Source organism: Streptomyces sp. JLYT201 (assembly GCF_059448825.1).
Map to the genome: position 1 here is coordinate 2,777,310 of NZ_CM182551.1, position 13,880 is coordinate 2,791,189.

The window sequence follows — 13,880 nt, forward strand, 5'->3', positions numbered from 1 at the left end:
GAGAGCCTTTTCCCGCTTTTCCGCGATGTGTTTCCGGGCCCTCGAAATCCAGGATCTTTCCCAGAACGACGGACCGGAGGACGACCCGATGAACACGCAAGAGCTGGGAATGCCACGGCGCCACCCGGCATGGCCCGCGAGGACGGGAACACACCGCGGCGCCCCCGGCCCGCAGGGCTACGGCACGCGGGCCCCGGACGGCGGGAACCGCACGGCCCGGGCCGCCCTGGTCCTCGGCGTCGTCGGCCTGAGCACCTCGGTCGTCTTCGTCGGCGGTCTGCTCGGGGTCGTCGGCCTGGCCCTGGGCCTCGGCGCCCTGCGGACGGCCCGGCGGACCGGCGTCGGCCGGGGCAGGGCCGTCGCGGGCGTGGTGACGTCGACCCTCGCGATCATGGCGTCCGTCGCGGCCGCCTTCCTCTTCGTCTGGTACGCGAACCAGACGCAGGAGTGCTACGAGCCCGACAGCTTCCGGCAGTACGCGCAGTGCGTCCACGACCAGTTCGACGGAACCTGACCGATGGGAAAGGGAATGGACATCGTGGCACGCGCCGCACGCACGGCATCTCTTCTGGCAGCCGGCATCACGGCGGCTTTCGTTCCGGCCCTGACGCCCGCGACGGCGATCGCCGCACCCGAGGCCGCCGCGAGCGGAAACCCTCTTCGTCCGTACGCACAGCAGAAGCCCCACTGGCAGCGCTGCGACGCCCGGAGCCCGGCCGCCTTGCAGTGCGCGACCCTCGAAGTGCCGCTGGACTACGGCGACCCGGGCGGCAAGAGGACGGCCATCGCGATATCCCGCCTGAAGGCGACAAGCCCGGCGGAACGGCGCGGCGTTCTGCTGCTCAACCCCGGCGGCCCCGGCGGGCCCGGTCTCCGTCTGCCGGTCGACCCGGCGATGCGGATCTCGAAGGAGGTGCGGAAACGGTACGACCTCATCGGGTTCGACCCGCGGGGCATCGGCCGGAGCTCTCCCGTCGGCTGCGGTCTGACGCGCGGCGAACAGGCACTGGAGCACCCCTACCGGGCCCGCGCCTTCGCGAAGGACGTGCGGTGGGCCCGTACGGTGGCCGCCAAGTGCCGGGCCTCGAACGGCGCGGTGCTGCGGCACCTCACCACCCGCAACACCGCTCGCGACATGGACGTCGTCCGTGCCGTGCTGGGCGAGAAGAAGATCTCCTACCTGGGGTTCTCCTACGGCACCTACCTCGGGGCCGTGTACACGCGGATGTTCCCGCGGCGGGCCGACCGCTTCGTCCTGGACAGCGCGGCCGACCCCGCGCGGTACGGGCGCGGCATGTTCCAGGCGATGGCGGAAGGGGCCGAGCCCGCCTTCACGCGCTGGAGCGGGTGGGCCGCCCGGCGGCACGCGGCCCATGGACTCGGCACCACCCCGGCCGAGGTCCGCGAGACCTTCTGGGACCTGGTCGCGCGGGCCGACCGCGCGCCCCTCACCGTCGGCGGACAGCCCCTCACCGGTGACGACATCCGCGCGCAGCGCACCCAGTTCTTCCACGTGCGGAAGGCCTCCGCATGGGTCGCCGAGCTCAAGAAGGCGGCCGGGAAGGGGAAGCGGACCGAGGCCGGGAAGCGGACCGGGAACGGGAAGCACGCCGAGCCCGGAAAGGCGGCCCCGCCGGTACGGGCCCCGCGCCCCGCCCCGCCGACACCCACCCCCGCCACCCCCGGGGCACCCGCCACGCCCGGAGCCCCCGCCGTCCCCGCCGACAACGACACAGCCGCCGCCTGGGCCGTCCTCTGCGCCGACACCCGCGCGTCGTGGCCGAGCGACCCCGAGCGGTACCGCCGCGACGCGATCCGCGACAAGGCCCGGTATCCGCTGTCGGGCGACTTCGCGTCCGGCATCAAGCCGTGCGCCTTCTGGCAGCCGGGCAGCGAGCCCGCCACGAAGGTGGGCCACACGGCCCGCGCGCTGATCGTGCAGAACGCGTGGGACCCCAGCACTCCCCTGGCCGGCGCCCAGGCCATGCACCGGGCCCTGCGCGGCTCCCGGATGGTCACCGTCGCCGAAGGAGAGGGCCACATCGTCAACGGCACCAACTCCTGCGCGGACGGCGCCGCCACGCGCTACCTGACCACGGGCAGGCTCCCCACCAGGGACCTGACCTGCCCGACCGACTAGATCCCTTCCCCTGATCCCATGTGATCACCTTTGATCCCTTTGAGGAGTTGACCCATGCGCACGCAGACATGGCAGAGGTCCCGCCCGTCCGAGCGGCAGCGACGCAGTCGCCGTTCCCTCGTCCCGTCCGTGTCCGTGGCCGCCGCCGCGGTCATGGCCCTCGGAGCCCTCGCCCCCGCGGCGACGGCCGCCACCACCGCGCCGGACCCCGTGCAGAAGGGGCTGAACGCCCTGGTGAACCCCGACAGCGTGCCCGGCGCCCTGGCGAGCGTGACGGACCGCGAAGGCCGCACCCGTACGTACACCGCGGGCGTCGGTGACGTCGCCACCGGCGCGCAGGTGCCCCGGGACGGGCAGGTGCGGATCGGCAGCAACACCAAGGCCTTCACCGCGACGGTCGTGCTCCAGCTGGTCGGCGAGAAGAAGATCCGGCTGAGCGACAAGGTCGACGACCATCTGCCCGGCGTCCTGCGCGGCGACGGCATCGACGGGCGGAAGATCACCATCCGCCACCTCCTCCAGCACCGCAGCGGCCTGCCCAGCTACGTCGACTACCTGGACGAGGACATCCACCCCTACGAGCCCCGCGACCTCCTGGCCCGCGCCCTGAAGCACAAGGCCCACTTCGAGCCCGGCCAGAAGGGGAAGTGGGAGTACAACAACACCAACTACCTCGTCCTCGGTCTCATCGTGGAGAAGATCACCCACCACTCGATCGCCCAGGAGATCGACCGGCGCGTCATCCAGCGCATCGGCCTGCGCCACACCTACTTCCCCGCCCACGGCGACGCGACCATCAAGGAACGCCACCCCCAGGGCTACTACCAGTCCGCGGCGGGCGCGCCGCTGGTCAACGCCACGGAGTGGGACCCCTCCTGGGCCTGGGCCGCGGGGCAGATGGTCTCCACGAACACCGACTTGAACCGGTTCTACACCGCGCTCCTGGACGGGCGCCTGCTGAAGGAGCCCCAGCTCAGGCAGATGCAGAAGACCGTGGACGCCACGTACCCCTTCCCCAAGGGAGCCGGGTACGGCCTCGGCCTCGTGAAGACGCCCCTGTCGTGCGGCGGCGTCTACTGGGGCCACGGCGGCAGCATGACGGGCTACGAGACCCGCGGCGGCGTCGTCCTGAAGCACGGCAAGCCGGTCCGCTCCGTCAACGTCGCCGTGACCACGCAGCCGGGCAAGGCGGTCAAGGACGGCATGGACCGCATCGTGAACAAGGCCCTCTGCCGCTGACGGACGGACCCGAGAGGCACCCCCGCCCCCAGGGGGTGCCTCTCGGTATCCGCAACACCCTTGACACCGCTCGCCACTTGCCGCCCTACTGGTCCTTGCGCAGCCGCGTGACAACGTTGTCCGGATGGGCAGGGAGGGAGTCGGGATGGGGTACGGACGTCGGGGACGCAGACCGGGCGGGGGGCTGCTGATCGGGGTCACCGCCCTGACCGTGGTCGCCGCCTCGCAGGGCGCGGCCGTGGCGGGTCCGCAGCAGGGGCCGCGCGCGGAGCGGGAGTTCAGCTCCTCGTTCGAGGCGGGGCAGCCCGCGCCGGACTGGCTGAACACCGTGGAGACCGGTCCTGACGGCAAGAAGCGCGCGGGCGGGGTGAACGGCGCCTTCACCTCCGGGATACCCGGCGGCGTCAACGACCGGGTCGTGGGCGTCCGGGCCAGCGGTGAGCACAGCGGCTCCGGCGAGGTGAAGGAGAACCTCGTCGACGGCGAGAAGACCACGAAGTGGCTCACCTTCGCCACGTCGGGCTGGGTGGAGTTCACGCTCGACTCGCCCACCAAGGTGGTGCGGTACGCGCTGACGTCCGCGAACGACCACGCGCAGCGCGACCCGAAGAGCTGGACGCTCCAGGGCTCGACGGACGGCCGGGACTGGAAGGACCTCGACAAGCGCGAGGGCGAGACGTTCGGCGAGCGGTTCCAGACCAAGACGTACGACTTCGCGAACGACACCGCGTACACGCACTTCCGGCTCGACATCTCGGCGAACAACGGCGGCGGCGAGATCCAGCTCGCGGACCTCCAGCTCTCCGTCGGCGGCTCCGACACCCCCGCGCCGCCCGAGGACATGCAGAGCGCCGTCGACCGGGGCCCTGCCGGGTCGCCGACGGCGAAGGGCCGGGCGGGCTTCACCGGCAAGCAGGCCCTCAGGTACGCGGGCACGCACACCGCCGGGGGGCGCGGGCACTCGGCCAACAAGGTCTTCGACGTGGACGTGAAGGTGGGCCGGGACACCGAGCTCGGGTACCGCGTCTTCCCGTCGATGGACGACGAGGAGTACAAGAAGGCGCCGTACGACGCCACGAACGTCTCCGTGGACCTCGCCTTCACCGACGGTACGTATCTGAGCGATCTGAGCGCCACCGACCAGCACGGCTTCCCGCTCACTCCGCGCGGGCAGGGCGACGCCAAGGTGCTCTACGTCAACCAGTGGAACGACGTGGCGTCGCGGATCGGCGAGGTGGCGGCGGGCAAGACCGTGGACCGGATCCTGCTCGCGTACGACTCCCCCAAGGGCCCGGTGAAGTTCCGCGGCTGGGTGGACGACATATCCCTGGCGGAGAAGGCTCCGCCGAAGCCGAAGGCGCACCCGTCGGACTACGCGCTGACCACGCGCGGCACCAACTCCAGCAGCGGCTTCTCGCGCGGCAACACCTTCCCCGCGACGGCCGTCCCGCACGGTTTCAACTTCTGGACGCCGATCACCAACGCGGGCAGCATCGACTGGCTGTACGACTACGCGCGGCGCAACAACGACGACAACCTCCCCACCCTCCAGGCGTTCGGCGCGAGCCACGAGCCGAGCCCGTGGATGGGTGACCGGCAGACGTTCCAGCTCATGCCGTCGGCCGCGAAGGACACCCCGGACGCGGCCCGGGACAAGCGCGCGCTGCCGTTCAGGCACGAGAACGAGACGGCGCGCCCGCACTACTACGGCGTGACCTTCGAGAACGGCCTGAAGGCCGAGATGACGCCGACCGACCACGCGGCGATGTTCAAGTTCACCTACCCCGGTGACGACGCGAGCGTGGTCTTCGACAACATCGAGAAGACGGGCACCACCACGCACAAGGTCGGCCTGACCCTCGACAAGGAGAAGGGGATCGTCACCGGCTACTCCGACGTCAAGTCGGACCTGTCGGCGGGCGCCACGCGCATGTTCGTGTACGGCACCTTCGACCGTCCGGTCACGGACGGCGGCAAGCTGACGGGCGGCGGCACCACGGACGCCACCGGCTACTTCCGCTTCAAGACCGGCGCCGACCGCGAGGTCACCCTGCGCCTGGCCACCTCCCTGATCAGCGTCGACCAGGCGAAGGCGAACCTGGACGCGGAGATCCCCGCGGGCAGGTCCTTCGCGAAGGTCAAGGACGAGGCGCAGCGGCAGTGGGACGACATCCTCGGGCGGGTCGAGGTGGAGGGCGCGAGCGAGGGGCAGCGGACGTCGCTGTACTCCAGCCTGTACCGGCTCTACCTCTACCCCAACTCCGCTTTCGAGAAGGTCGGTTCGACGTACAAGTACGCGTCGCCGTTCACCAAGCAGCCGAACCCGGACACCCCGACCCACACCGGCGCGAAGATCGTCGAGGGCAAGCCGTACGTCAACAACGGCTTCTGGGACACGTATCGCACGACGTGGCCCGCGTACTCGCTCCTGACGCCGAAGAAGGCGGGCGAACTGGTCGACGGCTTCGTGCAGCACTACAAGGACGGCGGCTGGACCTCGCGCTGGTCCTCGCCCGGCTACGCGGACCTGATGACCGGCACGTCCTCGGACGTGGCGTTCGCCGACGCGTACGTGAAGGGCGTGAAGGGCTTCGACGCGAAGGCGGCGTACGACGCGGCCGTGAAGAACGCGACGGTCGCGCCCGACAAGCCGGGCTACGGCCGCAAGGGCATGACGAACGCGCCGTTCCTCGGCTACACGCCGTCCGAGACGCACGAGGGCCTGTCGTGGGCCCTTGAGGGATACGTCAACGACTACGGCATCGCGAAGATGGGCCAGGCCCTCTACAAGAAGACGGGCGAGAAGCGCTACCAGGAGGAGGCGTCCTACTTCCTCAACCGCGCCCGTGACTACGTGCGGCTCTTCGACGCCAAGGCCGGGTTCTTCCAGGGCAAGGACAAGAAGGGCGCCTGGCGCGTCCCCTCGGAGAAGTTCGACCCGCGCGTGTGGGGCCACGACTACACGGAGACCAACGCCTGGGGCTACGCCTTCACCGCCCCGCAGGACTCGCGCGGCCTGGCCAATCTGTACGGCGGCCGGAAGGGCCTCGCGAAGAAGCTCGACACGTACTTCGTGACGCCCGAGACGGCGTCCCCGGAGTTCGTCGGCTCCTACCCTGGCGTCATCCACGAGATGACCGAGGCCCGTGACGTGCGCATGGGCATGTACGGGCACTCCAACCAGGTCGCGCACCACGCCGCGTACATGTACGACGCGGCCGGGCAGCCCTGGAAGACCCAGGAGAAGGTCCGCGAGGTCCTCTCCCGCCTCTACACCGGCAGCGAGATCGGCCAGGGCTACCACGGCGACGAGGACAACGGCGAGCAGTCCGCCTGGTACCTGTTCTCCTCGCTCGGCTTCTACCCGCTGGTCATGGGCAGCGGCGAATACGCCATCGGCTCCCCGCAGTTCAAGAAGGCGACCGTACGCCTCGACAACGGCGGCACGCTGGTCGTGAAGGCGCCCAAGAACAGCGCGCGGAACGTCTACGTGCAGGGGCTGAAGGTCAACGGCAAGAAGTGGAACTCCACCGCCCTGCCGCACGAGGAGATCGCCCGCGGCGGCGTCCTCGAATTCGACATGGGCCCCAAGCCCTCCGCGTGGGGCTCCGGCAAGGGTGCCCAGCCGGTGTCCGTCACGGACGACGACAAGGTGCCGTCGCCCCGCGAGGACGCGACCGAGGTCGAGGGCGAGCTGTTCGACAACTCCTCGTCGACGTACGCGAACGCCTCCTCCGTGGTGGTGCCGGTCGCGTCCCGCACCAAGGCGGTGCAGTACACCCTCACCTCGGCGGACGCCGCGAAGGCTCCGCGCGGGTGGGTCCTCCAGGGCTCGCCCGACGGCGAGAAGTGGACGACGGTCGACAAGCGGTCCGGCGAGTCCTTCGCCTGGGACCGGCAGACCCGTCCCTTCACCGTCAGCGAGCCGGGCTCGTACGTGAAGTACCGCCTGGTCTTCACCGGGGGCCGGGCCGCCCTCTCGGAGGTGGAGCTGCTGCGCTGACGCCTTCGGCGAACTCGGCCCACACGACCTTGCCGGGGTGACGCTCCGCGACGCCCCAGCTGTCGGCCAGGGCCGCCACCAGCAGGAGCCCGCGCCCCGACTCGTCGGCAACCCCTTCGCCGACGAGCCGGGGCGTGCCGTCGCCACTGTCGTGGACCTCGATCCGTACGGCGGTCCCGTCCCGGGTGAGGCGGAGCTTGAACCCCCGCCCTGGCGGGGCGCCGTGCACGAGGGCGTTGGTCGTCAGCTCGCTGACGCAGAGCACGATGTCGTCCACGCGGATCCGGACCGACCAGGCGGTCAGGGCCGCCCTTGCGAACGCGCGCGCGGCGGGGATCGACTGGCGCTCACGCCGGTAAAAGCGTTCCCGGAGTGGTGTGGGGGAAGTTTCGCCGTTCATGTGACGAGAGTCACGCCGTGTGGCCATCATGAGGCAGTCAGCGAGGTCGTACAAATCGGTTGTACGACCTCGCACCGGTAGATGCCCGGGAATTGGTGGGAGTTGTACCCGCATGAGCGGCTCACGACGACGGTCACGCAGGAACGCCACGGCGATGAAGATGGTGGGGGCGCTGCTTGCCGTCCACCGGGAGGCAGCCGGGTACACCCAGAGATCACTCGCGGATCACTTCTGCATCAGCGAGGACCACATCGCCTCCATTGAGCAGGGGCGACGCCCCCTGAAGATGGATCTGGCGATTCAGCTCGACGAACTCCTGCGCACAAACCGGACGTTGGAGACTGCGGTCGACAACATGCCGGAGGTCGATCTGGTGCCGAGGTGGGCCGAGGAGTACCTGGATCGCGAGAAGGAGGCGATCGCCATCTCCTCGTACGAGAATCAGGTACTGCCAGGTCTGCTGCAAACGGAAGCGTATGCACGCGCGGTCTTCCGTAGCCGGGTTCCCATTCTGGACGAGGACGAGATCGAGCAGTTCGTCGCGAAGCGCATCGAGCGCCAGGACTTGCTGCACCGCAAGGTTCCGCCCACGACCAGTTTCGTGATCTGGGAGGCGGCCCTGCACGACCACCTCGGCGGGCGGAAGGTGTATGCCGAGCAACTGCGCCGCCTGCGCGAGTACGGAGAACTCCCTGGGCTCTCCTTGCAAGTCCTGCCGTTCGCGCGCACGACGCACCCTGCCCTCGATGGACCGTTCGTCTTGCTGGAAACCCCGGACTACCAGCGCCTCGCTTACACAGAAACCCAGCGAGGCAGCCAGCTCATCTCCAACCCTGACGAGGTGGCGATCCTCACTCAGCGGTGTGCGATGCTGCGGGCACGGGCCCTCAACCCTGAAGAGACCTTGGGCCTGTTGGACCGTTTGCTAGGAGACTGATGAGCACCACATTGCAGTGGTTCAAGTCAAGCTACAGCGGAAGCGACGGCGGCAACTGCCTCGAAGTGGCAACCGAGTCCACCGCCATCCACATCCGCGACTCCAAAGACCCCCGCAGAGGTCACCTCACCATCACCCCAGCCACCTGGACCGCCTTCCTGGCCCTCCCTCAAAAGCCCCGCGCCTGAGCGGCCCGTGCGCTACTACATCTACCTCTCCACCGCCAAAGTGGACATGCTCTACGAGCAGATCCCGCCCAAGCTGGCCCGGCGGCTCGCCGTGGAGGCGACGGTCGACCTGAAGGTGCTCAGCCTGGCCGTGCAGTCGCCGCGCGGCGACACGAGTACGTACGACCGGCTCGACCTCGTGGAGGCGTACCTGGAGCGGGAGTTCGACGTCAGCTGGATGTCGGAGCCGAGCGCCTGGTTCCGGGGTGACCTGGGGCTGCGGATCGCGGGGTACGGCGACGCCGACGGCCCGACCATGATGACGGGCCGCGACGGCGACACCGTGGTCGCGCTGATCGGGTCGGCGCACCACCTGATCGGTTATCAGGCGGCGCCCGACATGCACCGGGTCGGCTATTCGGGGCTGCCGTCGATCTTCCGGCTGCTCCAGGAGATGCCACCCGGGTGGGAGCACCAGTTCGACGGGCGCTGGCGGGCCCGCATGCCGAGCCGGGGCAGTGTGACGGACGACGTGCTCCGCGTCGCCGAGTCGCTGACGGTGCCGCCCGTGTACTGCGAGTTCCTGGCGCGGCGGCTGCTGAGCGGGACCGTGACGCGGGAGGACGGGAAGGAGTTGACGGTCGTCGTCGGGACGCCGGTGTACGTGGCGATGTCGGACGGGGAGCCCGAGGGCGGGGAGGCCTGAGTGGAGGAGGCGCCGTCGATATCCGATCTGGTGGGCATGCGCATGGCGGGGGACGTCGAGGGGCTGTGCAGGACCGCGCGGTCCGGCGCCTTCGGTGTCAGCGCGTTCGCCACCCTGGCGCTGGGCGGCAGCACGGGTTCGCCGGAGGTCGTCGACACGCTTCTGGCCGGTCTGCGGCGGCGGGAGGACCCGTCCGTCGGGTCGCCGTGGCAGGCCGCGAGGGCGCTGGGGCGGCTGGGTGCGGAACGCGCCGTGCCCGAGCTGCTGAGCCTCGTCGCCGAGGGGCCGTACGGCCGCGAGCAGCTGGATCGACCGGCCGCCGACGCGCTGGTCGAGCTGGGCGGTCCGGAGGTCGTCCGCGGCCTGCTCGATCTGCTCGACCGGCTGGCGGCCGCCGGGAAGAGCACGTTCCGGGTGGTGGACGCGCTGGCCCGGCTGCGGGCGCCCGAGGCCGTGAGGCCGCTGCTCGCCACGCTCTGGAGCCGCCTGCCCGCCCAGGCGGAGAACGTGGTGCGGGCGCTCGGCGCGATCGGGGACCCGCGCGCGGGCTCCGCTCTCCTCGTCCTCGCGGACTCGCCCGCGTCGGGCGACCACCTGCGGCGGGCGGCGCTCAGGGCGCTGCACGAGCTGCCGGAGGCCGACTGGCCGCCCGCGCACACGTACCCGGCCGCCGAGACGCTCCTCTACGCCGCGCAACGCGATCCCGATCCCGAAGCGGCGCGGCTCGCGACCGCCCTGCTCTCCAGGACCGCCGACGGCAGGGAGCACCTGTGGCACGTCGTCCGCGAGGCGGCGCGCGCCCCGGACGCGCCCGAGTGCCCACCGCACGCCGTCGCCGCCGTCTGCGCCCGGGTGGCGGCCGAGCCCGGCCGCTTCGTCGCATCGGCCCCCGGCGCGTACCACGCGCTGCTCCGGCACCATCTGCGCGAGTCGGCGGCACCGACGGTGCGCCGCGCCGCAGCCGGGGCCCTGGCCGCGTTCTCGGGCCCGCTCGCGGTGGACTCCCTGCTTGCCGCGCTGGGTGACCCGCACGTCAGCGACACGGCGGCGGACCTCATCGCCGGGCTCGCCCATCCGCCGCTTCACAGGCTCCTGGGTCTGCTCACGACGGCGGGCCAACAGCGCGGTGCGGCACGGGCGTTGGGGGGCATCGGGGACGCGGAGGCCGCCCCGGCGCTGCTCGCCCTCGCGACGGACCACGCGGCCCCGACGGCGGTGCGCGCGTCCGCCGCCGACGCCCTCGGCGCCCTGCGGCACGCGCGGGCCGCCGCGCCCCTCGCGGCCCTGGCGGCGGACGAGGAGCAGCCCGGCACGCTGCGCGCCCGTACCGTCCGGGCCCTCGGCCTGATCGGCGCGCCCGAGTCCCTGCCGACGGTCCTTGCCTGCGCGCGCTCGCCGCACGAGGCGGTGCGGGCGCGGGCGGTGGCGGCGCTCGGCGGGTTCCCGGTGCCGGAGGCCGCACGGGCGCTCGGGGAGTTCGTCACGCGCGCCGCCGCGCTGGAGGACACCGGGCCCGACATCGCCCGTACCGCCGTGCTCGCCCTGGGGCGGATCGGCGCGCCCGCCCTGCCCGTCCTCGTCGCGCTCGCCGACGGCGCGGACGAGTTGGGCGACGACCTGGCCGACCGGCTCGTCGCCGCGCTCGCCGCCCGCCCCGAAGCCGAGGCGACCGCCGCCCTGCTCCGGCTCGCGGCGGCGCCGGAGCCGAAGGCCAGGTACGACGCGCCCCCCGGCGGGCCGCTCGCCCCGTCGCGCCCGGCACGCGAGACCGCGTCCCTCGCGCTGGTCGGGCGGGGCACCCCCGAGGACCTCACTCCCCTGACGGCGCTCCTCGGCCCCGACGCCTGGCATGAAGCCCAAGAGGGCGCCGTACAGGCCCTGGTGACGATCGGCACCACCGAGGCGCACGACCACGTGCTGGCGTTCTGCCGCCGGGCCACGCACTTCTACGACTGGCACGTCGACGCCCTGAACACCATCGCCGAGGCCCGCGGCGTCCGGCTCGGCTAGCCCGGCAGGCCGGCCCCCGCGTGCGGCGACACCGGCCGCTCGAAGAAGGTCTCCAGGACCACCGTGGCCTGCGTCCCGCTGACGCCGTCGATCGCGTAGATCCGGCGCAGCACGTCCTGGAGCTGCTCCGTCGTCGCCGTCCTGACCTTCACCAGGACCGAGGCGCTGCCCGCGATGACGTGGGCCTCCAGGACCTCGGGGAGCGCGGCGAAGGCATCCGCCGAGTCGCCCATCCACGACGTCGAGTCGACCATCACGTACGCGAGGACGCCGCTGCCCACCGCCGCCGGGTCGACGTCGGCCGCGGTGCGGCGGATGACGCCGCGCTCCCGCAGCTTCCGCACGCGCTCGTGCGCGGCGCCCGCGGAGAGCCCCACGGCCTCGCCCAGGGCGGCGTACGGCCGGGTGGCATCCTCCTGGAGCTGTGCCAGCAGGGCCCGGTCCACGTGATCCACGACTCTCCATTCGGCAGGTTCTTGTCTGAGCCATATCCCGTACTGCAATCTGCACACTAAACCAGATCACATTCGGAGGGGACGGACTCATGGCAGGCACGTCGAGCGAACGACCCGCGCTGTACGAGATGTTCGACGACCGGTTCCGCACGGGCCGGTGCATGAACGGCGACGACGGCCTGGAGGTCCTGTACACCGGCTGCCGCTGGGCCGAGGGACCGCTCTACGTACCCGCCTGGCGGCAGGTGGTCTGGAGCGACATCCCCAACGATCGGATGCTGCGCTGGGACGAGGAGACCGGCACCGTCAGCGTCTTCCGGCGGGGCGCCGGGTACACCAACGGCAACACCCTCGACCGCGAGGGCCGCCTCATCAGCTGCGAGCAGGGCAACCGCCGCGTGACCAGGACCGAGCACGACGGCACCGTCACCGTCCTCGCCGACCGCTGGCAGGGCAAGCGCCTCAACAGCCCGAACGACGCGGCGGTGAAGTCGGACGGCTCGATCTGGTTCTCCGACCCGGACTTCGGCATCACCAGCGACTACGAGGGCTTCCGCGCGGACAGCGAGATCGGCGCCAACAACGTGTACCGGGTCGACCCGGCGACGGGCGAAGTACGCCTGGTGGCCGACTCCTTGGAGGCACCGAACGGCCTCGTCTTCTCGGCGGACGAGAGCCGCCTCTACGTCTCCGACACCCGGGGCGGCCGCATCCGCGTCTTCGACGTGCGCGACGACGGCACGCTGTCGGACGGCGAGGTCTTCGCCGAGGCGGGGGCGCGGGCGGGCGCCCGCTTCGACAACCTGCGCTTCGACGACGGCGGCAGGCTGTGGGCGGCGGCCATGGACGACGGGGTGCACTGCTACGACCCCGACGGCACCCTGATCGGCCGCCTGAACGTGCCCGAGACCGTCGCCAACATCGCCTGGGGCGGCGCCAAGCGCAACCGCCTCTTCATCACCGCGCAGACCAGCCTGTACTCGGTGGTCATGGGCGTCACGGGCACCCACCCGACGGGGCCGGGCCACCGCCCCTGGCGCGACGCCGCGAACTGACGCTCGACAGACCGTCGCGGGCCTGCCTAAGATCCCGCCAGCATCGCGTGCCGGTCACCGACCGGGTGAGGCATGGAGGTGCGGGACATGCCCTCGGAGGCATTCCTTGTCGGTACAGCTCAACCACACGATCGTCCACGCCCGGGACAACCGGGAGTCCGCCGCCTTCTTCGCGGACCTGTTGGGACTTGAGATCACCAGCGAATGGGGCCCGTTCGTCGCGGTCGCCCTGGCGAACGGCGTCACCCTCGACTTCGCCACCATCCCCGCGGAACACCTCACCCCGCAGCACTACGCCTTCCTGGTCTCGGAGGCCGAGTTCGACGCGGCGTACGAGAAGATCACCGCCCGCGGCCTGGACCACTGGGCCGACCCCCACCAGAAGCACCCCGGGGAGATCAACCACAACGACGGCGGCAAGGGCGTCTACTTCCTCGACCCGGCGGGCCACGCCATGGAGTTGATCACCGTCCCGTACGGCGGCTGGCCGCAGCACTAGCCCGGCCGAAGGGGGTACGCGACCCGCGTACCCCCTTCGCACTACCTCCCCTTGCCCTTGTACGCGGCACCGGCCGGGCACCACTTCAGCTCGTGCGGCGGGACACCATCGCTACGGCAAGGGTCACGCTCCCGCCGAGCGCAAGGATTCCGGCCGCGAGCAGAACGTAATTGCTGCCGCGCAGACCGAGAGTGACACCGAGGACCCCGAAGGCAGTCGTCACGGCCATGAACAGCATCAGCTTGTGATGCGGCTTCGCGAGCATGATC

General features: G+C 71.2%; 13 protein-coding genes. 10 read left to right on the plus strand and 3 right to left on the minus strand.

Translation table 11 applies throughout. The features are described 5' to 3' along the window. Nucleotides 1-88: 88 nt before the first annotated feature. From AC5WAM_RS10920 to AC5WAM_RS10935, 4 genes are all read left to right on the plus strand, one after another. A complete protein-coding gene (locus AC5WAM_RS10920) occupies nucleotides 89-514 on the plus strand; it encodes a DUF4190 domain-containing protein (protein ID WP_495522475.1) in 426 nt (141 codons plus the stop codon). Nucleotides 515-529: 15 nt separating this feature from the next. Further along, nucleotides 530-2,140, plus strand: coding sequence for an alpha/beta hydrolase (locus tag AC5WAM_RS10925; RefSeq protein WP_495522476.1), 1,611 nt, complete (start codon nucleotides 530-532; stop codon nucleotides 2,138-2,140). 54 nt (nucleotides 2,141-2,194) lie between these two features. Then, entirely contained in the window at nucleotides 2,195-3,379 is a 1,185-nt protein-coding gene (locus tag AC5WAM_RS10930; RefSeq protein WP_495522477.1) for a serine hydrolase domain-containing protein, read from the plus strand. 145 nt (nucleotides 3,380-3,524) lie between these two features. Next, nucleotides 3,525-7,382 (plus strand): GH92 family glycosyl hydrolase, encoded by a 3,858-nt coding sequence (locus tag AC5WAM_RS10935; RefSeq protein ID WP_495522478.1) that lies wholly within the window; start codon nucleotides 3,525-3,527, stop codon nucleotides 7,380-7,382. Here the strand turns inward: AC5WAM_RS10935 and AC5WAM_RS10940 are convergent. After that, the gene (locus AC5WAM_RS10940; RefSeq protein ID WP_495522479.1) at nucleotides 7,336-7,782 is read right to left on the minus strand and encodes an ATP-binding protein; all 447 of its coding nucleotides are present in this window, start codon (nucleotides 7,780-7,782) and stop codon (nucleotides 7,336-7,338) included. The two genes, AC5WAM_RS10935 and AC5WAM_RS10940, sit on opposite strands and share 47 nt — an antisense overlap. A 154-nt stretch (nucleotides 7,783-7,936) precedes the next feature. Between AC5WAM_RS10940 and AC5WAM_RS10945 the strand changes: the two genes are divergently transcribed. From AC5WAM_RS10945 to AC5WAM_RS10960, 4 genes are read left to right on the plus strand one after another with little or no spacing between them, the layout of a single operon-like run. Beyond that, nucleotides 7,937-8,719, plus strand: coding sequence for a helix-turn-helix domain-containing protein (locus AC5WAM_RS10945; RefSeq protein WP_495522480.1), 783 nt, complete (start codon nucleotides 7,937-7,939; stop codon nucleotides 8,717-8,719). After that, nucleotides 8,719-8,907 carry a DUF397 domain-containing protein gene (locus tag AC5WAM_RS10950; RefSeq protein WP_495522481.1) on the plus strand — a complete coding sequence of 63 codons (189 nt, stop codon included), beginning with the start codon at nucleotides 8,719-8,721 and terminating at the stop codon, nucleotides 8,905-8,907. The genes AC5WAM_RS10945 and AC5WAM_RS10950 overlap by 1 nt, the downstream gene beginning before the upstream one ends. 7 nt (nucleotides 8,908-8,914) lie before the next feature. Further along, nucleotides 8,915-9,592 (plus strand): DUF7019 family protein, encoded by a 678-nt coding sequence (locus AC5WAM_RS10955; protein WP_366793737.1) that lies wholly within the window; start codon nucleotides 8,915-8,917, stop codon nucleotides 9,590-9,592. Further along, nucleotides 9,593-11,602, plus strand: a complete 2,010-nt coding sequence (locus AC5WAM_RS10960) for a HEAT repeat domain-containing protein (RefSeq protein WP_495522482.1) — start codon at nucleotides 9,593-9,595, stop codon at nucleotides 11,600-11,602. On the opposite strand, the gene AC5WAM_RS10965 is transcribed toward AC5WAM_RS10960, so the two are convergent. Continuing rightward, nucleotides 11,599-12,057, minus strand: coding sequence for an Lrp/AsnC family transcriptional regulator (locus tag AC5WAM_RS10965; RefSeq protein ID WP_366793735.1), 459 nt, complete (start codon nucleotides 12,055-12,057; stop codon nucleotides 11,599-11,601). The genes AC5WAM_RS10960 and AC5WAM_RS10965 overlap by 4 nt on opposite strands. 89 nt (nucleotides 12,058-12,146) lie before the next feature. Here AC5WAM_RS10965 and AC5WAM_RS10970 point away from each other — a divergent pair, with 89 nt between their 5' ends. Continuing rightward, nucleotides 12,147-13,112, plus strand: coding sequence for an SMP-30/gluconolactonase/LRE family protein (locus tag AC5WAM_RS10970; protein ID WP_495522483.1), 966 nt, complete (start codon nucleotides 12,147-12,149; stop codon nucleotides 13,110-13,112). A 106-nt stretch (nucleotides 13,113-13,218) separates the two neighbouring features. After that, nucleotides 13,219-13,611: a VOC family protein gene (locus AC5WAM_RS10975; protein WP_495522484.1), complete on the plus strand. Its 393-nt coding sequence runs from the start codon at nucleotides 13,219-13,221 to the stop codon at nucleotides 13,609-13,611. Nucleotides 13,612-13,696: 85 nt separating this feature from the next. Here AC5WAM_RS10975 and AC5WAM_RS10980 read toward each other — a convergent pair whose 3' ends face one another. Then, nucleotides 13,697-13,876 carry a hypothetical protein gene (locus AC5WAM_RS10980; RefSeq protein ID WP_495522485.1) on the minus strand — a complete coding sequence of 60 codons (180 nt, stop codon included), beginning with the start codon at nucleotides 13,874-13,876 and terminating at the stop codon, nucleotides 13,697-13,699. Nucleotides 13,877-13,880 lie beyond the last annotated feature (4 nt).